Consider the following 25,553-nt stretch of genomic DNA (forward strand, 5'->3'; position numbering starts at 1 on the left):
CGCCGACTGGCAGACCAACCCGGCCACCCAGATCAAGTGGGGCCTGAACTACATGAACAGCGTCTACGGCAGCCCCTGCCAGGCCTGGACGTTCTGGCAGGCCAACCACTGGTACTGAGGCCCGTCGGGCGAGCGGGACGGCACCTCGCGTGCGTCGGCCTTCCGGGCGGACGCACGCGAACCACGTGAGACCACCGCTCGTTCCCGTAACGGAGGAGTCCCGGCCCCCGCCCGCCGGGAAGCCCCGCCTCAGGGGGTGGACGTCGCTATGGCCACGGAACCGGACTGGGACCTGGGCGTCTTCGCTCCCGGCTTCTTCGGGGCGATCGTGCGCGGGTCGACCGCTTCTCCCGGCGCTCCCTCGCGGTACAGGCCGTCGGGCAGGCTGTCACGGTCATGGGGCAGCAGGAAGAACACCCGGCGCTTGTACAGGCCGCTGTCCGGGTCCGGGGAGGCGTCCTCGTCCAGCAGCGCGTACCCGACCATACGGCCGTCGCGCGCGTACGGCGGCTTGGTGTTGCGCCGCCTCGTCTTGTCCAGCGCCTGACGGACGTAGTCGAGCCGTTCGAGGTTCTCCAGCCACACCACCTCGGCCTCGTGGATGAGGTCGCTCTCGGTCAACAGCGAACTCATGGCTGCAGCCTCTCCTTCGTCGGCGTGCTCCCCGGCCATGGGACATGGCCGGGCATCTGTCCGTGTCGCTCCGGCCCGCCCTTCCCCGGGGGACGGGCCGCTTCTCGGGGGCTCACCGCATTCGGGGCCCGCCCACCATCGTAGAGCGCACTCCGACGACCGTGTAGGCCACGTGGTGGAGAGAGCAGACAAACGGAGGCCGTCATGAGTGCTCCAATAGGGCGATGCCAGGATAATATTTCCGGCCATTTGACTTGATCATGTCGGCGGGTGAGGCCACGCCCACCTCCTGGCGGACGCGGTTGGCGAAGGCCCGGGGTGTCGCGGGCCGGATCCCCTCGCCGGCGTTGCACCACGAGCTGTACTCCGAGTAGAGGAGCCCCTGCTCCACCCGCAGGTCCTTCCCCTCGCCGTCACGCGTGCAGCACTCGGCGAGGAAACGGCCGATGTGGTCCTCGGTGGTGGCGTAGGCCGTCGTCGCGATACGGACCCTGTCGGGGCCTTCCAGCGGATCCCTGGTACGCAGGTAGCGCTGTGCCCCCTCGATGAGCCAGTGCAGGATTCCCGGCCCCTCGTCACGGACCAGTTCGAAGGCCAGGTTGTCGATCCTGCGGTGCGCCGGAACCGTCCGGGTGAAGGGCAGCAGCCGGATGCGCCGCCAGAACGCGAAGCCGCCCGTGGACACCTCCGGGCGGTGGTTGCCCAGCAGCCACAGGTGGTGGGTCGGGGTGAACGAGAAGTAGTCCTGCCGCATACGGCGGGCCTTGATCTTGTCGCCGCCCGTCAGGAGGCGGACGCGCGCCTCGTCGAACTTGTCGTTCGGCTTCAGCTCGCTGCACACCACCAGGCGGCGCCCGTGCAGTTCGGTCAGCTCGGTGGAGTGCTCCGAGAAGGCCCCACGGTCCATCAGGAAGCCGGGCGGAGCCGCGTCCGCGTAGTCACCGAGGATCTGGATCATGATGTCGAGCAGCACCGACTTGCCGTTCTTGCCCTCGCCGTGCAGGAAGGGCAGCACCTGCGCGCCCACGTCGCCGGTGATGGAGTAGCCGAGCAGCAGGTGCAGGAAGTCGATCATCTCCCGGCCCTCGTCGTCCTCGCCGAAGGTGTCGGCGAGGAACCGGTGCCAGCGCGGGGTCTCCATGGCCTGCGGGGCGACACTGGTGGCACGGGAGTGGAAGTCACGGGTGGGGTCCGGCTTGCGGAGGTGCCCGCTGTGCAGGTCGACCACTCCGACGGGAGTGCACAGGGCGTACGGGTCCCCGTCCAGCCTGTCAGGGGCGACCGAGATGTCCGGTGAGGCCTTCGCCTGGGTGAGGAGCGCCTTCAGACCGGTGGTGGACAACGTGCGCCGCTTGTGGTTCGCCAGTTCCCGGTCGCTGAAGACGCCCCGCGGGTCGGTGGCCGGCATGTCCTCCGCCATCTCCCCCGCGGCCCACAGCGCGGCCTTCTCCCCTCCCCCGCGCTTCCACCGGTAGCCGTCCCAGGCGAACCAGCCCAGTCCCTCCACGTGCCGGAACTGATCACGGTGCATCTGCACGAACAGGCGGGCGTTTCCCCGGTCCGAGAGGGAAGGAGGCAACAAGGGAACCGAGGAGGCGGCTCCGCCGCCGAACGACGCCACAGGGGCGTTGACGAAGCCCTGCGCGGGCAGACGTGCGGGCGCGGCCACCACTTCCACCGTCTCCAGGTCGAGCATCTGCTGAGCGGCGGCCTGCGGATCAAAACGCGGTGAGCCTTCGGCACTGCTGCTCATGGACGTCCTTTGAGGTGAAGAGGGCGGACGGACCCTACGGCAAGGGCGTCGTCGACGATCTTTTCATTCCTGGTCTGCTGCCACGGCCGGGCGTAGGAAGCGACACGGACAAGTCGGTCACGAATGGTGGCGTGGTCGAGATGGCCCGCGCCGACCAGGCCTCCGGCCGTGTACGCGGCGCGGTTGAGCTTCTCGGTGAACCCCGTGCCCTCGGGGGCGGCCGCACACTCCGCGACACTGGCGATCAGAGGATCGAGCAGCCGCTCCGCCGAGGCGGCTCGCCGCTGCGACCGCGTCACCGGGGCCGGAACGGCGGCCACAGCGGCCACAGCAGGGCGCTGTGACCCGAGCACGTGTCCCGTACGGCGCAACTCGCGCTGGAGCCACTCCGGGAGCACCGCAGGACGCCGGGCCGTTCCCTCCGCACGGTAGACACCCTGCGGCGTGCGGGTGCCGGGGGCGACGATGTAGCCGCCCTCGGCCCGTACGTCGACCTGCCAGGCGAGCGCGGTGTGGCGGGCGGACCCGGTCGAACACCTGTACCGCGTCGATGTGTCGGGATTGCGGTACCAGACGTGCAGACCACCTGAGGGAGTACGTACGCGCAATGTGTTCTCGTCCTCGGCAGGGGAGGTTTCACCCCGATAGGCGGCCAGGAGGGCCAGCGTGTCGAAGCCTGAGGCCAGCCCGGCGAGCTGCACCTGGTCGGGGATCGGGATGCCGGGGAGGAGCCGTCCCCGGTCCGGCACGGGGGCCTGGTGGGCATCGATGTCAATCACGACGAGTCCTGCGGGGCCGCAGGCGACTCCGACACCGGCGGCGGGCGTGTCGGCCCACCAGCGGTCGACGAGCCCGGGATCCGTCGTGGCGGCGTGAAAGCCGTGGCAGGGGCGTCCTGCGGGCAGACAGGGGCACTCGGCGGGTTCGTGCCGGCGCCCCGAGCAGGCGGAGCAGTTCCCCACAGGGGTCTTGCGTCCCGGTGTCAGCGGGTGGACCGGCCAGCCCTGCGCCGCACACCAGCCCGCGACGGCTCGCGGCGACCCGTGCGCAACTCCGGCTGCACTAGGGCTGCTCTCGTCTTCGCGGCGCACGGGAATCGTCCTCGTCACTTCTGTCTGCCCGATCACTTCACACACCTGGCGTGGGACGTTGCCCCCACCAGGGACCGAAGGGACTCTGATGCCAAACGAGTGTAAGGCCCGCTTACTGAAAAGGGAGTGTCTGTCTGACCCGCGTGCCGTTCTATCAGTTTCGTGGGTCCCTTGGGTCCCTGGCTAGGTGCTCCGCTCCCACCCTAGGGGCTGAAGGGACTGAACAGCACGGTGAACTTCGCCTGCGTTTCGGGGAGGAAGCGGGCAAGGCCTGGTCCAGGGGGCGGGGCGAGGGACCAAAGGGTCCAGGGACCAACGGCCAGGGGCTGTAAATCCGGGCGGTCCCTGCTAGGGCGGGGAGCATAACCGCAGGTCAGGGCCTTACGCCTCATCTACGCAGGGACTGTAGGGACTCAACGTCGCCATTATGAGCTGTACTTGAGTGTTGTGTTGTATGCGCGCGCGTGTACGAATACATCTCTTCTCTACGTCATAATTGCGAGTTTCGGTCCCTACAGTCCCTCTCAGATCCTGTGCTAGGGCTCTGACCTGCACAAACACCAGGGACGGAAGCTCAGGGACCAAAGCAGCCGCAGTCCCTCCCGCCCCTGCGGTCAGGCCCTGCCGGCAGTTGCGTCCCTGCCGGCTTTTTTTCCTCGCCCTGCTGGCCCCTGTGGAGGTCTTGAGTCCCTTCGGCCCTTGAGTCCCTTGCCCGGACCGGAGCGGCGTCCCTGGCGACACGGCCTCGGCGAGCCGCGAAGCAGGGACTGAACCTTTTCGGTCCCTGCAACCGTTCCCTCTGAGAAGGCGTAACGTTTCTCTTCGGTCCCTGGCGGGTCGGCTCTCCAGGGCCTGACATGTCCTCAACCCGACGCAGACGGGGAGGCTCAGCCCGTCTTTGACAGGTTTTTACTGACAGAGCCCATTTGTCAACCACCCACAGCCCGCGTGTCGCAGGCACGCGCCGCCGCGAACGAGCCTCTCCCCCACCGACGGTGAGACGCTGACCGAGGGACTGTAGGCCGTCCGCTGCGCGGTCCCAGGGCGGCGCGCGGCCGAGGCACCAGTGGCCGTCGAACCCCTCGTCGAGGATGCGGCGGTCAGAGGACGCTTGTCCGAACCCTGGCAAACGGGGACGAAGGCTGCGCCTGTTCGATGCTGGGCGGCGGAGGTGGACGGCGGACGGCACCTTTGACTGTCCCCCCTCCCGGGACGCCTCGTCCAGCTGGCGGACCGGACACGCTGAGAGGCGTTGGCTGGTTACGGGCTGACCGCCTGGATGTGTGTCGGCAGTGCTCTGTGTTGGCTGACGTGAGTGGGCGTGGGCGGAGTCGTCGATACGTCGGACCGGCTGAGCTGAAAGCTGCGTTCTGTTCTGGTGGCGGCGGGCGTCGGATCGGATCAGCGGCTGACTTCAGTGCCTGGATCGTGGAGCAATCGGCGGCGGAGCCGGCCCAACCGTTCCCCCTCGTGATTGAGTTCGTCTGTGTCTTCTGCGGCAGCGCTCTGCCTGTGGCGTGGAACGTGGATCCCACCGGTGACGAGTGCGGGCCACAGCCACTCGCTGATGGCAGCGACGAGGACGGTCGCCTTGTAGCGGCCCCGCCGAGCACCGTTCTGCTGCGGCCGGCGGAACAGGTCGTAAATCCGGTTCCACGGTACGTACTCGAAGGGGACGTACCGCCCCGGAACCTCGTTCCGGACCCGGACCCGGACCCGGAGCCGTACGCCGTCGATCAGCTGCGACCGAGGCCAGACGGGCGTCCGCCCTACCTTCAGACCTTGCGGCGGCAATGGGTCAGCATCGCCCGCTGTTCCTTCGCGAGATCTCCCCGACCGATGAGCCGCGATCATTCATGGCCCAAGATCCACTTTCGCTACACGTCTGGAGCTATTACGGCGTAATAGCTCCAGACCTGATGGCTCCTCCGCCGCCGCTAGTTGCTGCGCAGCACCGACCCCCCGTTGTGTTTTCCACGGTCCTGCAAGAGGGCCGCTGGCCTTCGGGCCCGGCATGACTGTTCCTCCCCGTCGAAGGGATGACCTGGGGTGGTGGCACCGAGGGCCTGGGAGACGTCGTTGGAGACAAGCAACTGCCCAACAGCGAGCCGAAGCTGCGGGCCGTCTTCGACAAGCCGGCCGCGGAGTTCGGCACCGTGCTGGTGATCGTGGACCAGCCCGCCTCCATCGGAGCTCTGCCCCTGACGGTCACCCGGGACGTCGGGTTGCAAGGTCGCCTACCTGCCCGGACTCTCGACGCGGCGCATCGCCGACCTCTACCCGGGTGAGGCGAAGACCGAGGCGAAGGACGCGGCCGTGATCGCGGAAGCCGCACGGACGATGCCGCACACCTGCGCTCGCTGGAACCGGCCGACGAGATCACCGCCGAGCTGACCGTACTGGTGGGCCTCGACCAGGACCTGGCGGCCGAGGCCCGCATCTCCAACCGGATACGGGGCCTGCTCACCGAGTTCCACTCCAGCCTGGAGCGTGTCCTCGGCCTGCGCCTGGACCACTCTGCCCGGCCGATCGACGTGGTCTTCGACGCCCTCGACGAGCAGACCGTTGTGGTCCCGGGCACCGGCACCCTCCCCGTTGTGATCCCATTTCTGGTCCGTTCGCACGCGGCCGTCTGCGAACAGCGACGATCCCTGGAAACGCAGATCGGACAGCCGCTGGAGACTCACCCTCGTTCCAGGGTCTTGACGTCGCTGTCCGGCGTCGGCGTCAGGACCGCCGCTGCTTTGCTGGTCACCGTCGGCGACGGCACCAGCTTCCCTACCGCCGCCCACCTGGCCTCCTCTGCCGACCCGGCCCCGACGACCAAGTCGTCGGGGCCCTCGATCCATGGCGAACACGCACCCAAAGGCGGCAACCGGCAGCTCGTGAGCGTCCCGTGTCCAGGGTCGACCTCTTCCAGAACCGCAACCGTCGGCTGGCGGGACTGGACCGAGGCCGGCGTCAGGCCACGTCCGCACGCCCCTCTGCTGGACCTGGACGACTGCCCCGTCGACGCATCGCACTCGCGACCCAGGTCGGACGTGTCCGCTTTCGCTGGCTGCACCAGGGCCTGCTTGCAACAAGCTCACCAAGCCGGGTCGATGAAGGGACTCTCGTCGTATCACAGCAGGTCAGCCGCCCCGCCATGCTGTTCGACTCGCCGACACCGGAGACGATTCACAGTCTGTGAAACGGCGTTCGGGCGGGGCAGGATGTGCGTATGAAGAAGCGCGTGCGAAGTGCGAGCCGCCCTACAAAACCGCTGGTCAAGGCTCCTATGCGGATCGGTCCCCTTGATGCTCCGGCCGTCGTCGGTGAACTACGCAAGATGCACGAGAACGCGGAAGACCCGGACGTGGAACGCATGCCTGCCGATGACGAACTGTTCGGTGCGCTCGTGTATGCCGAGAAGCACGTGCAGGCGTTGCGGGGACAGCCACCTGAAGTGCAGCGTGCCGCGGCGCTGAGGCGTGTGCAGCTCTGGGAGTACCTCCGTGAGCAGACCGAGGTCCACCAGGCGCGAGCAGTGGACGACGCCCGCCGAGCGGGAGCCCAGTGGATCGAGTTGGCTCCCGCGTTGGCTGTCGGCGCACCGAACGCCGCCTACAACAAGGCGAAGCGACTGAAAGCCGTCCAGCTCATCGATGGAACGCCTCAGGCCAAACCTGTACGTCGGACGCCTGAGGCGGTCCTCGATGCTGAGCGACGGATCGCCTTGGAGGAGGCCGCCGAGCGTCGCGCCCAGGAGGCGGCGCAACGGCGGCATGAGCTGTTGGTCCCGGTGGTCACCCGTCTGCTGGAGCAGCGCGAGTCCTTGCAGCGCGACGAGGATGCCGACTACTGGTTGGAGGAGATCGAGGCGGTACTCCCCCATTGCCGGACTCCGCTGCAGATGGTGAGCCTCAACCGCTATCTCGACGCAGCCCTGCGGGCTCTGCTCAAGCTGGGGAAGCGGACGGGCCGTTCACCGGCGTTGACAGATGAGGCTCGCCTGGCTTTGGCCGCTGCGGTGGAACTACAGAAGGGACCGGGGGCCAGTAACGAACTCGACTCCCCCGGCGCCGTCCCGCACGGCGCGTGAGCGTCACTTCGTTCAGGGCCTCCAACTATTACGCCGTAATAGTTGGAGGCCCTCGAAGCCGGGCAGGCAGGCACTTACCTGATTCATGCTGGCGAGGCATCGATCCCGGATGATCAAGCACGCGGAGCACCAGCCCCATCGCCCGCCCGACGTCTCACAGCTGCGGGACCGCTCAGGAAGGATGCCTCGAAGTGCTTCATGCGGACGCGGGACATGGGCCCGCCCCAGCGCTACTCCCCCGCTTCAGAAGCAACGGCAGTGCTCACCGCGCGCGTGTCCCGGGCCGGTTTGGTGCTGCTGCAACGGCGCCCCTCCTGACGCCTCGCTCCCCCGGCCGGCTCTCGGTTCGGGACCGTGTTGCACTGGCTGGCGGTGGCCTGCGCAATGTGCCAGCCAGGTGGTAGGTGCTCGGGCGTGACCGCTCGACACCGACTGCGGGACTGGTTCGATGCTGGGATCTGGCCCTCCCTGGACACGGCACCCCGTCCGCCATCACCCTCCGGCCAAACGGCTGCCAGCTCAAGCGGTCAACGCATCAGCGCTGCTCGGTAGGTCAGCGGAGATCTCTGTCAGAGTGCGATACCTGCCGTGGGTTGTGCGGCTTGCGGAGGTAGATCGGTATCCCCGTCTCGGCGGTGATGGCCGGTGCTCGGTCATCTCGCGGCCCTGGCACCTGGTGAGCGTTCGCCGTAGCCGGGGCGGGATGCTGAGAAGACTTTTGGTGAGTTGTGGAGTGACCTGCTCAGCCCCGTCCTGCGATCTGCTCGGGTGACCGGCACAGAGCGGGCTTGGCCTCTGCCGGTGCGGGTGGAGCGGGCCGCTGGGCTAGTTTGGTCTGCTTGGGACGACGCCCGTGTCCGTAGGCGGCCGTATCGGCCGTGGCAGCTTGGTAGGGGTCCCGGCCGGCGTTGCGGGCGGTCTCGCGAGAGACGGTCAAAGGGGAACCGGGTCGGTCGCTTGGCCAGATGCCGGGCCGGTTCCCCGGCGGCGATGCCGCGGGATGTCTTCTCGCGCCCGCTGCTGCTTGGATGCAGCTCTGACCGCGCCTGCGGGCCGAGACGGGCGCTGCCGCCTCGGCCCGCAGGAAGCGATGGGCATGGTGCATGGGCGCCCCGAGCGGCCACCCGGTCGACCCGAACGATTGCCCCTCACGCCAACCTCTCCTCCACATCTCGTCCGACGGGTCAGAGAGCACCGCGTTGAGTCTCCGAAGGCCACGCGGAGTTCTGGTTGGCTTTGGGAGTCACCAGGCCTGGCCCGGCCCTGATCGCTCGGACGGTACGACGCGTGTCGTGTCCCCGTGGAGCTTCAGACGCCGCATCCGCTGTCGACCTATTACGGCGTAATAGCTCCGCGGCGCACGATGGCGTCAGGAAGTCGGGTTCGCGGAGGACATCGTGCCTCGGTGAAGCAAGGCACCGCAGCCGTATAGCCGGCCTCATTCGGCGTCGGCCCGTGCCGCTAGGCCCGCTGTCTGGGGAGGCTGGTGACGTGGCTGGCTGGTGGTTGGCCGCTGATGCCGGTGTGGGGTCTGGAGTAGTTGTATCAATGCAGCTGCTCCGGGAACGCTGCCCGGCGTTCGAGGTCTGAGGTGCCTGACCGGTGGTGGGCCCATTCCTTGAGGAGTGTGCGGCCGGCCGCACGGCCCCGAGAACCTGGTGGCCGCCGCCGTCGGGGTACGGCTGAGTCCTTGATGTCGATGTGGAGCAGTTCGCCGGGCCGGGCGCATCCATAGTGGCGGACGGGTTCGCTGGTGGCCGATCCAGCGTGGCCAGGGCGGGCACGCCTCACCGGTTCAGAATCCGGTGGACGATGCAGGCGGCGACGCCGGTACGGGCCGCCAACCGCAACGGACCGATGCGGTGGCGCTGGTGTGGCTGACATGGAAGCGCTCCGGGCCTGCCGCAGGGGCCATCCCTCCTTCACAACGCACCGGGTGGATCACCTGGCGCCGGGGCTGCTGGGACGTTTTACGGAGATGCGATCGGATCGCGTGGGGCGAATACGCCTGTCGACCAGGACCACGTCTGGTGGTCCTGCGGTCGCTTGAGCGCCCAGTCAACCGAGCGGCGGAGGGAGGCGGGCATCAGCGGCTGTCTGGATCGGCCGGGCTGAAGTCTGCGGTCCCTCTTGTTGACGGCAGGCGTCGGATCGGCTCGGCGGCTGACCTCGATGGCTGATCACCGGGCATTGGCAGTGGAGCTGACCGCACCGTTCACCTTCGTGGCACGGACGGTGTGCTTCGGCTGGCGCTGCCGCGAAGCGAGCCCGAGGGCTGTGCTGGCGGAGGGATGGTTCAGGTGCTGCAGAGATCAGCTTCGTACGCGAGGCGCCTTCGTCTGCGTCTTCTTCGGCAACCATCTGCGCGTTGGCTCGTGGTGCCGACAGGGTCATGCAGTGAATCTCGCGGCGGCGCAGGGCGCGCAGCGCTTGTGGGGGCCCGTGACGACGAGGCTCGAACCCGCTCAGGGTGAGTCCATCCGACGTGGCCACCGACACCGCATCGCGCCCGTTGCCCCGGAAGCCGTCTGGCTCTTGCCGCGCCTGACGTCAGGCCGGTCACCACGCCGCTCGCCGGTTGCCGCGCTGGTGCCCAGAAGCCGAAAGCGCAGGGGGGGGGCGGGGGAGTAGTCGGGTAAGTGCGTGGGCGCAGGCTATTACGCCGTAATAGGTCGCCGATGGAATCGGGCGTCAGCCAGCGGTGCCCAGGACGACTGGATGACCGAGGAGCATGAAGGCCGCACCCCGCTGGTGACTCCTGTCCAGGTGTCCATGGAGGAGCCTGACATGCTCCGGGCTCTCCTTTGCTCTGGCTGAGCGACCCTTCCCTTCTTCGCCCGCCGGCCCGACGTGGCTCTGCTGCCTGGGCCTGCGCCCCCTCCGCTGAGGCCAGCCGTCCAGCCTCCGTCGCGTGAGCGGATCAGGGGTCCCCGAGCTGACGACCTGAGGCGTCGTCAACCGCTGCCAGTCGGTGGTGGCTTCCTGGGATTCGGATGAACGTGGCTGAGCCAGGTGGGGGGCTGATGGAGACACACGCGCGCCTGATCGTGCTCGTACGGGTACGTCGTGGCTGACTTTCTGTGGTGCGGGTGTAGCGGGGGAGAGGGGAGCGCGTGATTGGTGACAGTGGCTGCGTTCACGGGCCTGAGCCGAGTCCGGTAACCCCGTACGGCGCTGGGTTTAAGTAAAGAGAGCGACACCTCTGAAAGGGCCTCTGACCTGCATAAACAGTGGTCTGGACCCAGACCGTGTGAACTGCCAGGCAGTTCCTGTGACAGCAGAGGCGGATCCGTGGAACCGAGTGCCCAGTTCCACGGATCGTGGCAGTCAGTTCCCAGGGACCGCCACCACGGCTGAAGGAACCGCCAGGCAGTTCTGAGGGACCGCCAGGCAGTTCCCAGGAACTGCCACCACGTCCACAGGGACTGAGTACCACTGTTCTACAGCAGCGGTAGATTGACGTCACGTACATCTCTCACGCAGGTGCAGGCGGTGTCGGGGAGCTCGCGAAGTGATCCGTGACGGCAGACGACACGGCCGACAGGCGGAGTTGATTGACTTCTTGCTCATGTACGTTAGGTTCATGAGGGCGGCTCGAAGGCCGCTCTCAAGGAACGGTGCGGCAATGACCCATGCACGGAGGGCCTGTTGGGAGCAGCACGCAGACTGGTCGATGCCGACACGGGCGAGCCAGTCCTCTATGCGCCATACGCCTTCTCCGGCAGGCACACCCAGGTAGACAAGGCCAGGGTCGAAGCCATCACGGAGTCGAAGGCGTTCACGCCCAGCCAGAAGTTCCTGGTCCTCTGGTGGATCGGCGTCTCTCCGGAGGGGATGGAGCCGTTGAGGGCCACGGGAGCCGACATCGCCAAACGGGTGGGCATGTCGACCGACGCCGTGGGGAAAATCAATAGGAAGCTGACCAAGCACCGCATCCTGGTAGTGCGTGGACGTATCGGAAATTACAACCTTTACCGCATCAGTCCTTACATCGCTTTCCATGGCACAGGCTTGGAACAGCGTGAAGCGGTGAAATCATGTAATCCACCAGACATCCCCGGCTTCGACGAGAACACGCCAGCACGGTGGGAGGCAAAGTGACCAGCGACGACAGGCAGCAAAACCTCAGGCTGCTGGAGGCCACGGCCGGCATGACCGCCAACCAGCGCCTCGTCGTCATGCTCTACGCTCTGCACCCGACAGATCGCTCAGGCGCCGTCCTGGAAACCGCTGCTCAGCTGGCCAAGCTGGTCGGCATGGCGCCGCCCGTCTTCTCCAGAACGCGTAAGCAGGTCATCGAACTCGGCTGGCTGGAGCAGACGGAGAAGATCGGTCACATCAAGTACTACCGGTTGACCCCGGGGCAGCTGGGGGAGCGGGTCGTGGTCCCGTTCCGGCGGGCCACCTGAGGTATCCCCGCATCGATCTGAGGCGGTCTGCGGATCGCGCTAGATGTACGCCACGTCAATGAGGCGCGATCCGTAGGACGTCTTTGACTGTCGCCCGGGCAAGGTGATGGGTCTCATGCCGGCCCCTTTTTCGGGTCCCTCGTCGACCCCTCGTCGGCCCATTGGGTCCCTCGCCGGTCCCTCGCCGGTCCCTTGTCGGTTCCTGGCGGTCCCTTGTCGGCCCCTTCTTGGGTCGTGGCTGGGCCGGGGTCGCGGGCTGAGCCGGTTTCGCGAGGGAAAGGCGCTCGATCCCTGGGCGGCACCTCTGATGCGTATCAGTCGGGCGAAACGCATCATAACGGCCTGACTTTCGAACAGTTCGATTCTTCGCTCAGAACGATTCTCCCGAAGACACCTCCGAAGCGTCGAAGACGATTTCGCGTTGAGGACGGCCCCACAGCGGCCGTCGACATGGCTCTGCGGGGGTGCGGAGCCTGTTTTTGCCTCTGCGTCGGTGGGTCAGTGGTCCGTTCTCGCCCGGCGTGGTCACGCGCTGCGTGCCCGATGCCTCCGTTCCATTTCACGGTTCGCCATACGCCTCGGCACATGTGTGTAAAGACGAGTCGAGGCGGCGGCTGCTCGGGATACGTGTCTCTATACTGACGTCGCGGCCCATCGCGTACGCCGGAGAGCGCGCATATGTCGCTTCCTGAAGCCGCCGGAAAAGAACTGGGCTGCCGGCTGCCGTAACCAGTCGCCCTCGGACGACGCTGCCGTACACGTGTGTGAAGGACATGGTCGCACACGTGTGTAAAGCTGGAGGGGTGCTCCCCTCGTGACCTATGGGCGTGAGAACTTCAAGTAACACATGTTACTCGATCGTCCCACCGTGCCTGAGGCGTGGCGTGCCACGCCAGTGACGACGGAGTCCGGCAATCCAAGGCGTGAAGCCGGTAACGGTCGAGTTGTCGGCAAGTCGCTGCGCGATTCAAGTCACCGTCTTGACTGGTGACGTACGGCCCTGCCATGATTACGTCACCACCTCAACCGGTGACACGATGGTGTCCGGCCGGAAGGTGCCCGCACACCACTCGTTCCAGACCGGGAGCAACAGCCATGGCAGTCAGCTACACCGCCGTCGTCGACGTCGACGGAGAAGGCCGCAACGGCGGCCACGTCCGCTCCTCCGACGGCCTGCTGCAGACCAGCCTCGCCCTGCCCCAGGAACTGGGCGGCGCCGGCACCGCGACCAACCCCGAACAGCTCCTGGCCGCCGGCTGGGCGGCCTGCTTCCTCGGCGCCCTGCGCCGCGCCGCCACCACCCGCAAGATCCGCCTGACCAGCACCACCATCACCGCCGAGATCACTCTCACCCACGGCGACGACGGCGAGTTCACCCTCTCCGCCGTCCTCAACCCCGTCCTCGGCGGCGTCGACCAGAGCACCGCCGAAGAACTCGCCCACGCCGCCCACCAGATCTGCCCCTACTCCAAGGCCACCCGCGACAACATCCCCGTCACCATCAACGCCACCACCGCCACCGCCTGACACCCACACCCACGCCGACACCCACCAGACCGCGGGTCCCGTGCCCCTTCCCCCGGCACGGGACCCGCTCCGCCCCCGACTGCGACGCCGGCTCAAGGACGTCGGATCGCGGGGCCGTGCCGGACACACCGTCAGGTGACTGATGTGGGGCATGCCGTTACCGGACGACAGTGAGGACGGAGACGGCGAGCGCCGGCACGTGGACACGTGGTTCACCCATCAACGAACCACCCATCAACGAACCAACCATCAACCGACCCACCATCACACCCGAACCGAAAGCGAGACATCCCATGGACATGAAGCTCGAAGTCGTCATCCTCCCCGTCTCCGACGTGGACCGCGCCAAGGGCTTCTACGTGGAGCAGCTGGGCTGGCGTCTGGACGCCGACTTCCCGATTCACGACGGTTATCGGATCGTGCAGGTCACGCCCCCCGGTTCGGAGTGCTCGATCATCTTCGGGGAGGGCCTCACCGAGCAGCCGGCGGGCACGCTCCACGGTCTCCAGCTGACCGTCACGGACATCGTCAAGGCCCAGGAGGAGCTGACCGGGCGCGGTGTGGAGGTCACCGGGCCGTTCCGTGACGAGACCGGCGCGTTCCACCACGCCGGTGACTCCCACCGGGTTCCGGGGCTCCACCCGGAGCGGGCCAGCTACGGCACCTTCGCCGCCTTCAAGGACCTCGATGGCAACGAGTGGTTCCTCCAGGAGGTCACCGAGCGCGCGCCCGGCCGCTGAGACCGGGTCCCGGCGCGGCCGTCATCCCCGTCGCGCCGGGACCGCCCGTGTGTTCGGGCACCACGACACCCACCCGACCGGCACGCATCCACCGGAGGACACATGCCGACCGAGAACATCCGGACCTACGACGTCATCGTGATCGGCGCGGGCCCGGTCGGCGAGAACGTAGCGGACCGCACCGTCGCCGCCGGGCTGAGCACCGTGCTCGTCGAGAGTGAACTGGCCGGTGGCGAATGCTCGTACTGGGCCTGCGAGCCCAGCAAGGCGCTGCTGCGTCCCGTGCTGCTGCGCGCGGACGCCACGCACGTTCCGGGGCTCGACCCGGCCGTGAAGGACCCACTGGACGTCGAGGCCGTCCTGGCCCACCGCGATCGCATGTCCGCCGACTGGAAGGACGACGGGCAGGTCGAGTGGATCAAGTCGGCCGGCATCGACCTGCTGCGTGGCCACGGACGCCTGGAAGGGGTCCGTGAGGTGTCGGTGCGGACACCCGAGGGCGACACCGTCCGGCTTCGGGCCCGGCACGCCGTCGCGGTGTGCACCGGCAGCCGCGCGGCCTTGCCCGACCTGCCCGGGATCGAGTCGCTGCGGCCCTGGACCAGCCGGGAGGCGACCAGCGCCCAGCGGGCGCCGGGGCGCCTGGTGATCGTGGGCGCCGGTGTGGTGGGCGTCGAGATGGCCACCGCCTGGCAGGCCCTGGGCAGCCGGGTGACCCTGCTCGCCCGCGAGGACGGGCTGCTGCCGCGCATGGAGCCCTTCGCGGGCGAACTGGTCACCGAGCGTCTGCGCGAGGCCGGTGCGGACGTAAGGTTCGGCGTCTCGGTCGTCGCCGCGCGACGGCTGGGTGACGGCGAGGTGCGGATCACGCTGTCGGACGGGGACGAACTCACCGCCGACGAGATCCTCTTCGCCACGGGCCGTGCTCCGCGTTCCGAGGACATCGGGCTCGGCACGGTGGGGCTCACCCCTGGCGACTGGATCCCCACCGACGACAGCCTGACCGTCACTTCCGTCCCCGGGAACTGGCTGTACGCCGTGGGTGACGTCAACCGGCGGGCGCTCTTCACCCATCAGGGCAAGTACCAGGCTCGTATCGCCGGAGCCGTGATCGCCGCCCGTGCCCGGGGCGAGGAACTCGACACCGGCCGTTGGGCCCCGCACAGCAGCACGGCCGACCTCGAGGCCGTTCCCGGCGTCGTCTTCACCGATCCGGAGGTCGCCTCCGTCGGTCTGACCGCGGATCAGGCCGAGCGTGCCGGACGCGCCGTCGACGTCGTCGACTACGAGATCGGCCACCTCGCGGGTGCCGTGCAGTACCGCCCCGACTACCGGGGTCGGGCCCGCGTCCTGATCGACCGTGACCGCCACGTCGTCGTCGGCGCCACGTTCGTCGGGCCGGGCGTCGGTGAGCTGCTGTACTCGGCCACCGTCGCCATCACCGGGGAGGTGCCCGTCGAGCGCCTGTGGCACGCCGTACCCGCCTTCCCCACCATCAGCGAAGTGTGGCTGCGCCTGCTGGAGACGTGGAGGGACTCATGACCACCGCACAGGACCTCACGCTCGTCGTCCTCGGACTGCTGCCCGACCAGCCCGTGGAACAGGGCGACCTGTCCCTCGCGCTGGCGGGTGCCGAGGCGATCGATCTGCTGGAGAGCGGGGCGCTGACCCTGGACGGCGAACGCATGGTCCCCGGTCCGCGGGTGCCGACGGGTGACCGTCTGCTGGACCAGGCGGCCGCCTCGCTCGCCGGGCAGGAGCCGCACGAGACGGTCGAGGACTGGCTGTGGCGCCGCGGACGGGAACTCGCCGGGGCCTATGTCGACGACCTGGACCGGGCAGGGCTCTTCGTCCACCCGCGCCGCCACGGCTTCCACCTGTGGTCGGGGCGGACCGTGCCGGCGGACTCGCCGGAGCGGGCGCGCGCCGAGGAACGCCGGGAGTCGGGCGAGCCCGTCCTCGGGGCTCTGCTGGCGGCCGTGGGGATCGGCGCCGGCCCGTCTGCGGAGGACGAGAGCGCGACCGGGGACGCGGTCACGACCGTGCTGGCCGCCGTGGGGGACGCGGTGACGAGCCTGGAGGCGCTGCGACTGCGCAGGGATGTCGAGAACGCCGCGTTCGACAACATGTGGCGGGGCTAGTCCCTCGTTCGGATCACGCCGGGCTCGTGGGGTGATCCGAAGGAGAGACCCCGGGGCGTCCCGCGGCCCGGCCGGTGTGCCGGTGCGGGAGCGGGCCGTGACACCCATGAGCGAACCGAACGGATTCGCCGTGTTGACGTGGGGGCGCGGCCGGCGGTCCGGGCCTCGCGCGGGGCGTGTGCCGACCGAGGGGCCGCCGGTTCGTCGGACGCGGGGGCCGATCCGGGTGAACCTTTGGGCATCGCCCGTCCGTGGACACAAGGAGGACGCAGGGAAGCCGGGTGGGTCGCCCGCCGGTGCGGACGTGAGGGGAGACGCGCTTGTGGGAACCGGCGCCGAGTTGTCCGGCGGGGGCCGCGCGACGGGGCGCCGCGCCGTCGGCCGCGCCCTTGCCGCACTCCCCGGAAACGGCTCACCCGTCCCGCGGGGCGGGGTCCGCCACACCGGACACGTACCGGTGTCCGGTGGCGGGACCACCGCCGACGGGACGGGCGCACAGGTGTCAGCCGGCGGTCTCCGTCGCGGCCGAAGCCGGTTTCACCAGGGTGTACATGACGGAACGCTGCTGCTTGTGACGCCGGATGCGGCCCTTGGCGACCAGGGCTTCCAGGGTGTTCCGGACCACCTGCGGGGTGGGGTTGCGGTCAGGGTGCTTCTCGAGCAGCTCGTCCCGCAGCTCCTTCGCCAGGCGCGGCTCCTCGTAGCCGGCGAGCAGTTCCGTCAGCAGGTCGCCGAGCAGGGGCCGGTGCGACTTCCCCTTCGCACCGGCCTTCGCGGGCCTGCCCTTCGCCGCGGTCCTGACCTGCGCCGGACGCCGCGAAGCGGTTCCGGAGGCGGGCTTCGCCTTCGGGAGGACCGGCTCGTCCTGCAACTGCTCGGGCAGACGTGACGGGTCGGCGAAGCCCTCGTACCGCTCGGCGAGGTTCAGGATGTCCGCCAGGAGGGCCTCCTCCTGCTTCAACATCCTGATCCTTTCCTCCAGCTCCTGCTGTCGCCGGCGGTTCTCCTCCAGGTCCGATGCGGCTTGTTCCACGTACCGCGACCGGAGCGTGGCGGCTGATTGGCTGGTCACAACCGTTCACTCCCTCGATATGGATGACGTTGCGCATGGTACCCACGCCGAGGGTCCCGTGCAGATAAGTGTCGACGCCAGACGGTTCGCCGGGCATGTTCACTCTTCACGATAAGCGCGATGCGCCCGATGCACGTGGCAAGTGCCTGCTTTTCACACGGCTTGCGGGACGTGACCGCCACCCGCACGAGGTTCCCCTCGAACAGACTGCCCGGGGAGTGTGTCGTCGAACCCTGTGCGCACCGGTGGGACGGGAAGCACCCGCCCCACCGGTCCCCGAGGTCACATCGCCGGGCGTTCGCGGGCGGTCAGGGGCTGTCTGCCCGGCCGAACCCGTGGTCACGGGTGCGTGACCGGGCAGGACGGTGTCCGCGTCGATCCGCTCCGACACCGCGAGGGACTGGAGGGCCCTGGCGCGGTCGGTGTGGAACATGTCGGGCAGCAGGCGCGGTCCGCTGACGCGTGACGTGGGGTGCGCGGTCACCAGGGCGTCACCGCTGACCAGGACGCCCCTGCCGGGCAGGTGATACGCAGTGCCCTCTGGTGTGACCAGGGGTGTGCACGGGGACGGGGGCGCCGGGCAGGTCCAGGGACCTCGGCACGGGGAAGGCCCGCGGCTCGCGGACCGGAACATGGGTGGTTCCGGCCCGCGCAGGGCGTGCACGGCCCACGGGAGAACGCCGGGCCGCCACGCCTGGCCGAGCACCTGTCCGACCGGGACCTGGTCGAGGAAGTCGCGAGGAAGTCGCGGCGGGCGTGTGGCACCTCGTCCCCGCGCATGAGGACGGGTACGCCGTACACGGAGCGGGGGTGTTCGGCCGCACCGATGTGGTCGTCGTGCGCGTGCGTGACCAGAACGGCGGCCACCGAACGCGGGTTCAGTCCGACCGTCTGCGACGAGGCGTCGGTCGGCACCGGCCCGCGGGCGAGCGCGTGCCGCACGCGTCGCACACGGCATCGCAGACGGCATCCCGCAACGCCCTGACGGCCTCGTACAGCTCCGATGGCGGGGGAGTGTGCGGCATGGCGGAGTGCGTACCGGGGCGGCCCCACAACGGCCTGGTCCACGCGGATTCGTGGACCGGGCCGGTGCCGACCGCTGCCGCGCGGGCCTCGTCGACCAGGCGGCGCCGGCACACGGACGGTGCCTCACGGATCGCCTCCGGGCGGAGCGGTGCGTGCCGGCCCGCGCCTTCCAGGGCCACCGGCAGACGGATCTTCGCGGCCGTCAGCACGGCGACGGCGCGGGCCGCGAACTCGGTACGGGCCGTCGTGAGGGCCTCCCTGACGCTGTCGCCCAGCTGGGGGGGCGGCCAACTCACGAAAACGCCGGCTGACGAAGTGGACCCCCGCGGCGCGCCCGTCGGCGCCCACGGTGACCTCCACGACGCCCTCCCTGGAACACGCGGTCACCGACAGCGCCCTCATCTGCTCCCGGGCCCTGGTCAGCACACCGTACTGCTCGGCGAAGTCGGAGGACCTTCTCCAGACGGCTCCCCGGTGGCCTGTCCATACGTCCTCCGCCGCCGGTGAGACCGCGCGCGGGCGGCATGACCTCGAAGCGGCCGGGTGGGCCGCGTGTGCCGCGGACACGTACCGGGACGACCTCCGCGTCCGGGCCGGGCGGTCTTCGAGGGCGGAGCCGGGCCGGTGGTGCCGTCGGACACATGATGGACACGAGACGACGACGCACTTGGTTCACGTGCCGGGGGAACCGGAAACGTCTTCCACCGGTCGGCGGCCGGGTGTGAAAACATCTCCGTCACAGGTGCGCCAGGTGTCTTGTCGCGCCGGTCCGTGGCCCCATCTTGGAGGACTCTTGTTCAGCATCACCGTACGTGACCACATGATGGTCGCCCACAGCTTCCGGGGCGAGGTCTTCGGGCCCGCCCAGCGGCTGCACGGTGCGACGTTCGTCGTGGACGCGACGTTCCGTCGCCCCGACCTCGACGACGACAACATCGTCGTCGACATCGGTCTCGCCACCGCGGAACTCGGCAAGGTGCTCGGTGCGCTCAATTACCGCAACCTCGACGACGAGGAGGACTTCCGGCAGATCAACACGTCGACGGAGTACCTCGCGAAGGTGATCGCCGACCGTCTGGTGGAACGGATCCAGGCGGGAGCACTGGGGGAGGGCGCCCGGGGGATCCGCGAGGTGGCGGTGACGTTGCACGAGTCGCACATCGCGTGGGCGTCGTACGAGCGGCGCGTGTGATCGGCCGTACCGTTCGGTGGCCGGGCCGACCCTCGGCCTCCTGGTGCGGCGAGACCGCCACGGCGTGCTGCCGTGGCGGTCTCTTCGTGCCCCGGGAGGGTGCGGGGGCGCCTACTGGAAGTCGCAGCCCGGGTTGGGGGCGTCCTCGGACAGCGGGGCGCCGTGCGGCAGGACGTAGAGCACGTCGAGGACGACGTCGGTCGTGCCGAGGTTGCGGCCGAGGTGCACGTGGTCGGCGCCGGACGGCTCCGTGATGCTGCTGCCGGCGCGGTACACGCCGTCGGAGGCGCAGTCGGAGGCGAAGTGGCTCAGGGTGCCGTGCTGGACGAGGCCGTAGACGGTCCCGTCGTGATAGTGCCAGCCCGTGCTCTGGCCCGGGGGGACGGTGATCTGCCGGAGGACGTAGTCCTTCCCGCCGAACGTCGTCCGGGAGATGACCGTGCCCTTCACACCGGGACCGGCCGGTGTGGCGAACGCGGTGCCCGCGCCGAGGGAGAGGCCGACGGCCACGGCCGTGGTCACTCCCAGGCGCAGCAGGTTCTTGCGCATGTGCGTCAAACCTTTCAGGTGGGTCCGCAGCGCGCCGGCAGGGGCCGGCGTGGCCGGTCGGGCCGGCGCGCCGTCTCGTTGGAACACGCGTGGGTGACCGGCGCCGTCGGCACAGGTGGCCCTGGGGTCCCTACCGTGCTCGCGCGCGTCGCGTGCCGGGCCGACGGTGTCACACCCGTGGCGTGAGCCGCCCGGGCCACCACACTCTCCACCCCATTGCCCCACGACGATCACATGTGTTTACCTTGGGCGCCGCGTCGTCCCGAGAGTCAAGGCGGCGTGACGCACGTGACATATAACTCACCGTTCGGACATGTTTAGATCCTGTTAAGACCGGGAATAACCCGGCGGAGCAGAAAACCACCTGGTGAGACGGGGTTCTCCCCTCCGCCGCGGACGGTGTGCGCCCACATGTGCCGGTCGGACGGCGACACGGCACTGCGACGACACAAATGCGGCAGATTTCTGGCACTCGCCGCTGCCTACAGTGCGAAAGCGGGGGTTACATCCGGCCCCCGGTCGCCGCACGAAGAGAACCAGGATGGTTCAGAACACTATGGCTACGCCCCTCACGGCTATGTCCCGGTCCGAGCTGCTCGGCACGATCATGAGGGAACACCGGGACGGCCTCGTCTCGTACGCCGAGAAGATGCTGGGTGACCACGGACTGGCCGAGGACATCGTCCAGGAGACCATCATCCGGGCCTGGCGGAACATCGACCGCCTGGTGGGGATGGAGGGATCGGTCCGCGGCTGGCTCTTCACCGTGACCCGGCACCTGGTCATCGACTGGGTGCGCAAACCCCATGCCCGAAGGGAAGTCATCGGAGACAACTACAACGACCCCGTGTCGGGTACCGACGGCACCGAGGCGGTGCACGACGCCCTGGTCGTCAAGCCGCTGCTGCGCCGGCTGTCTCCCGAGCACCGGGCTGTGCTGGTCCACATCTACCTGTGTGACCGCACCATCCAGGAAACCGCCGGCATCCTCGGCGTGCCGGCCGGCACGGTCAAGAGCCGTCAGCACAACGCCCTGCGCAAGCTGCGCGCCGTCGTCCGGCCGGAGGCCGCTTAGACATCGTTGTCTTCGCGTCGGGACCGCCCACGGGCCACGAGGTCTCGGCGGGGAGAGGCCGCGTGGAACACACGGCAGGCCGGGCGAGGACCCCGTGACCGACGCGGTGGTGCCGCCGGGCCCGGAGAGAGGGCGTCGGCGCGGGGCGGTCTCCGCGTCCGCGCCCTTACGAGGGGAGCTCCGGCACCACGCGCCCTTACGACGGGAGCTCCGGCACCACGCGCCGGACGACGCGGACCGCACGGCGCGCCGGTGAGCGAGGTGTCGTTCTGAGCGCGGCCCACACGAGGCGTGGGCGGAGGTGGCGCAGGGTTCCCGGGGAGCGGTCCGCCGCCTGGGCGTGCGGCCTCCGGCCCCGGTCGCGGCCGGCGGGGGGCCGCCGCCGTGGACGTCGTGCGGCGGACCGTCCCCGTGGGACCGGTCGCGGCCCCTACTCCTCCTCGACGCACGTCTCCAGTGCCGAGGTCAGTTGCCGCCGGAAGGCGTCGCCCCTCGGGTGGTGACTCAGCGAGCGGGCGAGTTCGGGCAGCAGGTACCGCTCGGCGACGATCCACTCGGCGGCGTCCGCGCGTCCCTCGAAACGCTGGGGACGGACACCCGGTCGCGGCGGCGGCAGGATCACGGTGCTGCGGTGCGGTGCGAGCAGCGCCGTGGCGGCCTCGGCGCTGTACAGGTAGTGCTCGACCATGCGGGCGACCGCTTCCGACCGGGCGCTCGGCGAGTCCAGCAGGGAGCTGAGTTCCGCGGCGTAGGCGCGCAGCAGTTCGTGACAGGTGTACCGCCCGGCGACCAGCTCGACGAGGAGGTGGTGGTCCATCAGCTCGGCCACGTCCTGCCGGGTCCTGCGCAGATCGGTGCCGGCCATGCTGGCGGCGGCCGGCAGGGCGATGTCCCGCGAGGGGTGCAGGCCGAGCAGCCGGAACAGGCGTGCGGCGCTGCTGCCGAGAGCGTCGTAGGAGCGGTGGAAGGCGTCGCGGGTGCTCGTGCGGGCGTCCCGGCTGGACAGGGCGTCGAGGCTGTCGGCCGTGTCACGCAGTCCGGCCGTGAGCGAGGCCAGCGGGAACCGCGGCTGCGTCAGGGCACGGGCGCCGACGACGGCCAGCGCCAGCGGCAGCCCGCCGCACAACTCCACCAGCTCCTCCGCGGCGGCCCGCTCGGCACGGGTCCGGTCCGTGCCCAGCCGCCGGTCGAGCAGTTCGAGACCTTCCTGCCGGGTCATGGGGTCGAGTGTGATGATCCGGGCGTTGTCGGTGACGGCGAGGCCCTCCAGCCGCCGGCGGCTCGTGACGATCGCGAGGCACCCCGGCGTGGCGGGCAGGAGCGGCCGTACCTGCTCGCAGTCCACCGCGTCGTCCAGGAGGAGCAGCAGCCGGCGTCCGGCCAGGGCGCTGCGGTAGGCGGAGCCGAGGGCGGCGGCACTCGGGTACGACTGGTGGTGCTGCACGCCGAGTGCCTCGAGGACCTCGGCGATGGCCGCGCCCGGTTCCAGGGGACCCTGGGACGGGTGGTGGCCCTGGAGGTCGACGTAGATCTGGCCGTCGGGGAAGTGGTCGGCCACCAGGTGGCCCCAGTGCACGGCCAGCGTCGTCTTGCCCACGCCCGCCATGCCGCAGACGGCCGCGGTCATCGTGGGCGGCCGGCTCTCACCCTCCAGCGGGAGCAGTTCCAGGCACTGGCCCAGCGCCTGCTCGCGGCCGGCGAAGGACAGGCAGTCCGCGGGCAACTGGGCCGGCTTGGCGACGCCCACGGGCCGGGGCGCCGGATGGTCCGTACCGGCGGCGATCCGGCGCTGGAGCAGGTGCTGCTGGGCGGCGCGCAGTTCGGGTCCGGGTTCGACGCCCAGTTCGTCGGCCAGCCCCCGGCGGATGTGCTCGAACTGCTCCAGGGCCGCGGCCTGCCGGCCGCTGGCGGCCAGCGCGGCGATGACGCGGCAGTGCAGGGCCTCGTCGAAGGGGTGGCTCTCGACGGCGCGGCGCAGCATCGTCAGCACTTCTTCGGTCAGGGCGGGCTCCGCCGTGAGGACGGCGTCGGCCGCCTCCTTCACCGTCGCCACGAACTCGTGGCCCACCGACGTGAACACCGGGTGCCGGGCCACACGGGTGCCGGCGGCCACGGTCGGACCGCGCCAGAGCCGCAGCGCTTCCATGAAGTGCTGTGCGGCCCGCGCCGGCGCGCCGCTCCTGAGCGCGAGCTGTGCCTGGGCACGCAGGTCACGGAAGTGCAGCAGATCCGAGGTCGAGGTGTCGACGAGCAGGCGGTATCCGTCGGCGGCGCGCACGAGGTGTGTCGCGTGCGTCCTGCTGCGGAGTTCCGGTTCGAGTGTTCTGCGCAGCGCGCCGATGTGCCGGTGCACCACGTTGACGGCGCTGGCGGGTGGTTCGTCGTCCCACAGGATGTCCACGGCTTCGCCCACCGTGAGCGGGCCGGGGGCGCGCAGCAGCAGCAGGGCGAGCAGGGCGAGTCTCTTCGGGGGGCCCAGGTCGATCTCGGTGTCGCCACGCGATGCCCGGACGGTGCCGAGGATTGAGTAGCGCACTGTCGCGTCCATCTCGCCGCTGGCCTCGTCATTCTCACGTCGTGCCGTTGGTCGCCCGTCCGGCGGGGCCGTCGCTCGGGTCCGGGACCGGGCCGTCCGCCGCGAGGTGGTTCCCGGCATGCGCGGGACGATGTCAGACATGTCATGGCACCCCGGTGGGAACGGGCAGGGGATGGGCGCACGGGACGGGTGTGTCCGGAACCCACCACTGCCGGGTCGACGTGTTCGTTGCGGGGACGGTGCTGCCCCGACTGTCCGCCGTGCCGCGGCACGGGAGTGCGGAGACGTTTCCGCCACGGCACGCCCGTAAGTGGACTCCAAAGTCCATTTAGCGCCCCGACTGTACTACAGGCCATGGTGTCCGGCCAGTCCGTCCGTTCCGGGGCGGGGCTCACGGGGTCAAGCATGGCAGCCGGTGGCCGTAGGCGGATCAGTCTGCCGACTTGCCGTTCCGGCGCCGTCCGGGTCTCCGATGCGTCACATGACGATAGGAGTGCGTGCCTCGGCCTGTCGAGCGCCGGTCTCCGCCGCGCGGGACCGGGCCCTGGGCGTGTGTGACCGGCATGTGCGCCTCGACTGACGGTGTCAATGGGGACGTGGGGACGGAATTCATCATCCTCTTCAGTGCGTCACCGATCAAGGTGGTGACGGAACGCGCGGGGGACACCATGGAGCGTCCGTGGGGGTGTGGATCCGTGCGGCATGATGGATCATGGTCGGGTGACAACCGGAGGTACCAGGGCCGCACCGCCCACCCGTGTACACGTGCCCACGCACACGGAGGTACACGTGTACACGTCCGCCGGGCGCCGAGCGAGCCGGGACGCCGACGGTGCGGGGACGGCAGGTGAAACATGCCGAATCCTGCGCCGTCCGTCCTCATAACAGGCTTCCACGGCTGCGGGGCCGCCACGGGCGCCCGCTGCGCCGGCCTGCCGGTCCGGCCGACGGCTCGCCTTCACGCGTCGTCACGCCGGTGAGAGGAAAAGCCCCCATGTACGTGCTGGTCCCCGACGACCCTGTGTTCTTCGCGAAGTTCGAGAGCCTCGAGGAGCCGCTCCTCCGCCGGCTCTACCTGCTCCACAGCGCGGACCGGGAGTCCGACGACGAACGGATCATCGCGGATGCCTACGACAGCTGGGTGCAGGTGCTGCTGAAACTGCCGCTGTGGTCCCAGTGGCACGCCACGGACACGTCCGCCGGACAGGCACCGGGCGAGCCGGCCGGGTACACCCTCTACGGCGCGGGCGGCACCCAGCTGACGAGTCTCTACCCGATCGAGGTCGACGCGGCCGACCTCGGGCACCTGACGGCCTGCCTCGACCTGTTCGCCGCGGCCGGCAGGACCCGGCAGGCCGTGGCTGGCCACGCGGACACCGAAGCGGGTGCCGACCGCTCCGAGCGGAAGGACACCCTCGTCGACGTCTTCCGGCGCGTCATGGAGGTGTTGCTGCTCCCGCCGCCGCAGCGGCTCCTGGGCGCCTTGCGGCAGGTCGCGGGCCGGGCCGGGACCGGCTCCGTGATCCTGCCGGCCGAGGAGGAGACGGAGTACCGGCGCTACTGCGAGGACATCGTGACCATCCTCAGCTCCGGGGACGCGTTCGCCTACCGCAGCCATCGCGCCCTGTACCTGTGAGGTGCCCCGGATCCCTCGGGCGGTCGCTGAACCTTCTCGGCGCCGGGCCCGTTGTCCAGTTGAAAGGCCACGCCGTCGGACACGCGGACGGT

At 69.5% G+C, this 25,553-nt stretch carries 18 protein-coding genes and 2 pseudogenes; 12 read left to right on the plus strand and 8 right to left on the minus strand.

Going from position 1 to position 25,553, the window contains the following annotated elements; translation table 11 throughout:
* The coding region (locus LG395_RS39470) for an aggregation-promoting factor C-terminal-like domain-containing protein (protein WP_505016512.1) at positions 1 to 118 on the plus strand (118 nt) is incomplete at its 5' end.
* Between the two features lie 131 nt (positions 119 to 249).
* On the opposite strand, the gene LG395_RS39475 is transcribed toward LG395_RS39470, so the two are convergent.
* The 3 genes from LG395_RS39475 to LG395_RS39485 form a co-directional block, all read right to left on the minus strand.
* Complete coding sequence (locus tag LG395_RS39475) at positions 250 to 633, minus strand: DUF6009 family protein (RefSeq protein ID WP_014669013.1); 384 nt, start codon at positions 631 to 633, stop codon at positions 250 to 252.
* A 202-nt stretch (positions 634 to 835) separates the two neighbouring features.
* Positions 836 to 2,386 carry a DNA primase family protein gene (locus LG395_RS39480; RefSeq protein ID WP_225814228.1) on the minus strand — a complete coding sequence of 517 codons (1,551 nt, stop codon included), beginning with the start codon at positions 2,384 to 2,386 and terminating at the stop codon, positions 836 to 838.
* Positions 2,383 to 3,483, minus strand: a complete 1,101-nt coding sequence (locus tag LG395_RS39485; RefSeq protein WP_372463528.1) for a bifunctional DNA primase/polymerase — start codon at positions 3,481 to 3,483, stop codon at positions 2,383 to 2,385. Before LG395_RS39485 ends, LG395_RS39480 begins: the two co-directional genes overlap by 4 nt.
* Positions 3,484 to 5,525: 2,042 nt before the next feature.
* Here LG395_RS39485 and LG395_RS39490 point away from each other — a divergent pair.
* The 8 genes and pseudogenes from LG395_RS39490 to LG395_RS39535 all read left to right on the plus strand — a co-directional run.
* Positions 5,526 to 6,362 (plus strand): annotated as a pseudogene (locus tag LG395_RS39490) (IS110 family transposase); the annotation flags it as partial.
* Positions 6,363 to 6,697: 335 nt separating this feature from the next.
* Positions 6,698 to 7,558 (plus strand): hypothetical protein, encoded by an 861-nt coding sequence (locus LG395_RS39495; protein ID WP_225814238.1) that lies wholly within the window; start codon positions 6,698 to 6,700, stop codon positions 7,556 to 7,558.
* Between the two features lie 3,648 nt (positions 7,559 to 11,206).
* On the plus strand, positions 11,207 to 11,659 hold the full coding sequence (locus LG395_RS39510) for a MarR family transcriptional regulator (RefSeq protein WP_078611565.1): 453 nt from the start codon (positions 11,207 to 11,209) through the stop codon (positions 11,657 to 11,659).
* Positions 11,656 to 11,967, plus strand: a complete 312-nt coding sequence (locus LG395_RS39515) for a cyclic nucleotide-binding domain-containing protein (protein ID WP_014669002.1) — start codon at positions 11,656 to 11,658, stop codon at positions 11,965 to 11,967. Before LG395_RS39510 ends, LG395_RS39515 begins: the two co-directional genes overlap by 4 nt.
* 1,095 nt (positions 11,968 to 13,062) lie before the next feature.
* Complete coding sequence (locus tag LG395_RS39520) at positions 13,063 to 13,494, plus strand: organic hydroperoxide resistance protein (RefSeq protein WP_225814240.1); 432 nt, start codon at positions 13,063 to 13,065, stop codon at positions 13,492 to 13,494.
* Positions 13,495 to 13,787: 293 nt separating this feature from the next.
* A complete protein-coding gene (locus tag LG395_RS39525; RefSeq protein ID WP_225814242.1) occupies positions 13,788 to 14,234 on the plus strand; it encodes a VOC family protein in 447 nt (148 codons plus the stop codon).
* Between the two features lie 102 nt (positions 14,235 to 14,336).
* Complete coding sequence (locus tag LG395_RS39530) at positions 14,337 to 15,776, plus strand: dihydrolipoyl dehydrogenase family protein (protein WP_225814244.1); 1,440 nt, start codon at positions 14,337 to 14,339, stop codon at positions 15,774 to 15,776.
* Complete coding sequence (locus LG395_RS39535) at positions 15,773 to 16,375, plus strand: GOLPH3/VPS74 family protein (RefSeq protein ID WP_225814246.1); 603 nt, start codon at positions 15,773 to 15,775, stop codon at positions 16,373 to 16,375. The genes LG395_RS39530 and LG395_RS39535 overlap by 4 nt, the downstream gene beginning before the upstream one ends.
* Before the next feature lie 502 nt (positions 16,376 to 16,877).
* On the opposite strand, the gene LG395_RS39540 is transcribed toward LG395_RS39535, so the two are convergent.
* The 3 genes and pseudogenes from LG395_RS39540 to LG395_RS39550 all read right to left on the minus strand — a co-directional run bounded on the left by LG395_RS39540 (position 16,878) and on the right by LG395_RS39550 (position 18,769).
* Positions 16,878 to 17,447, minus strand: a complete 570-nt coding sequence (locus LG395_RS39540; RefSeq protein WP_225814248.1) for a hypothetical protein — start codon at positions 17,445 to 17,447, stop codon at positions 16,878 to 16,880.
* A 313-nt stretch (positions 17,448 to 17,760) separates the two neighbouring features.
* Positions 17,761 to 18,347 (minus strand): annotated as a pseudogene (locus LG395_RS39545) (MBL fold metallo-hydrolase); the annotation flags it as partial.
* Entirely contained in the window at positions 18,326 to 18,769 is a 444-nt protein-coding gene (locus LG395_RS39550; RefSeq protein WP_225814287.1) for a hypothetical protein, read from the minus strand. The pseudogene LG395_RS39545 and the gene LG395_RS39550, both read right to left, overlap by 22 nt.
* Positions 18,770 to 19,266: 497 nt before the next feature.
* Between LG395_RS39550 and LG395_RS39555 the strand changes: the two genes are divergently transcribed.
* Entirely contained in the window at positions 19,267 to 19,665 is a 399-nt protein-coding gene (locus LG395_RS39555; RefSeq protein WP_225814250.1) for a 6-pyruvoyl trahydropterin synthase family protein, read from the plus strand.
* Between the two features lie 111 nt (positions 19,666 to 19,776).
* Here LG395_RS39555 and LG395_RS39560 read toward each other — a convergent pair whose 3' ends face one another.
* Positions 19,777 to 20,214: a cupin domain-containing protein gene (locus tag LG395_RS39560; RefSeq protein ID WP_225814252.1), complete on the minus strand. Its 438-nt coding sequence runs from the start codon at positions 20,212 to 20,214 to the stop codon at positions 19,777 to 19,779.
* Positions 20,215 to 20,770: 556 nt separating this feature from the next.
* On the opposite strand from LG395_RS39560, the gene LG395_RS39565 reads away from it, so the two are divergent.
* Positions 20,771 to 21,289 carry a sigma-70 family RNA polymerase sigma factor gene (locus LG395_RS39565; RefSeq protein ID WP_225814254.1) on the plus strand — a complete coding sequence of 173 codons (519 nt, stop codon included), beginning with the start codon at positions 20,771 to 20,773 and terminating at the stop codon, positions 21,287 to 21,289.
* Between the two features lie 430 nt (positions 21,290 to 21,719).
* On the opposite strand, the gene LG395_RS39570 is transcribed toward LG395_RS39565, so the two are convergent.
* Complete coding sequence (locus LG395_RS39570; protein ID WP_225814255.1) at positions 21,720 to 23,825, minus strand: AfsR/SARP family transcriptional regulator; 2,106 nt, start codon at positions 23,823 to 23,825, stop codon at positions 21,720 to 21,722.
* A 994-nt stretch (positions 23,826 to 24,819) separates the two neighbouring features.
* Here LG395_RS39570 and LG395_RS39575 point away from each other — a divergent pair.
* Positions 24,820 to 25,461 carry a hypothetical protein gene (locus tag LG395_RS39575; protein WP_225814256.1) on the plus strand — a complete coding sequence of 214 codons (642 nt, stop codon included), beginning with the start codon at positions 24,820 to 24,822 and terminating at the stop codon, positions 25,459 to 25,461.
* The last annotated feature ends 92 nt before the right edge of the window (positions 25,462 to 25,553 follow it).

Source organism: Streptomyces spinosus, from assembly GCF_020400655.1.
Lineage (GTDB): Bacteria > Actinomycetota > Actinomycetes > Streptomycetales > Streptomycetaceae > Streptomyces > Streptomyces argyrophylli.

Bases quoted from the DNA above. Each gene is read 5' to 3' on its own strand.
- LG395_RS39475 (WP_014669013.1), bottom strand. From the start codon at position 633: ATGAGTTCGCTGTTGACCGAGAGCGACCTCATCCACGAGGCCGAGGTG.
- LG395_RS39480 (WP_225814228.1), bottom strand. From the start codon at position 2,386: ATGAGCAGCAGTGCCGAAGGCTCACCGCGTTTTGATCCGCAGGCCGCC.
- LG395_RS39495 (WP_225814238.1), top strand. From the start codon at position 6,698: ATGAAGAAGCGCGTGCGAAGTGCGAGCCGCCCTACAAAACCGCTGGTC.
- LG395_RS39520 (WP_225814240.1), top strand. From the start codon at position 13,063: ATGGCAGTCAGCTACACCGCCGTCGTCGACGTCGACGGAGAAGGCCGC.
- LG395_RS39525 (WP_225814242.1), top strand. From the start codon at position 13,788: ATGGACATGAAGCTCGAAGTCGTCATCCTCCCCGTCTCCGACGTGGAC.
- LG395_RS39530 (WP_225814244.1), top strand. From the start codon at position 14,337: ATGCCGACCGAGAACATCCGGACCTACGACGTCATCGTGATCGGCGCG.
- LG395_RS39535 (WP_225814246.1), top strand. From the start codon at position 15,773: ATGACCACCGCACAGGACCTCACGCTCGTCGTCCTCGGACTGCTGCCC.
- LG395_RS39560 (WP_225814252.1), bottom strand. From the start codon at position 20,214: ATGCGCAAGAACCTGCTGCGCCTGGGAGTGACCACGGCCGTGGCCGTC.
- LG395_RS39565 (WP_225814254.1), top strand. From the start codon at position 20,771: ATGGCTACGCCCCTCACGGCTATGTCCCGGTCCGAGCTGCTCGGCACG.
- LG395_RS39575 (WP_225814256.1), top strand. From the start codon at position 24,820: ATGTACGTGCTGGTCCCCGACGACCCTGTGTTCTTCGCGAAGTTCGAG.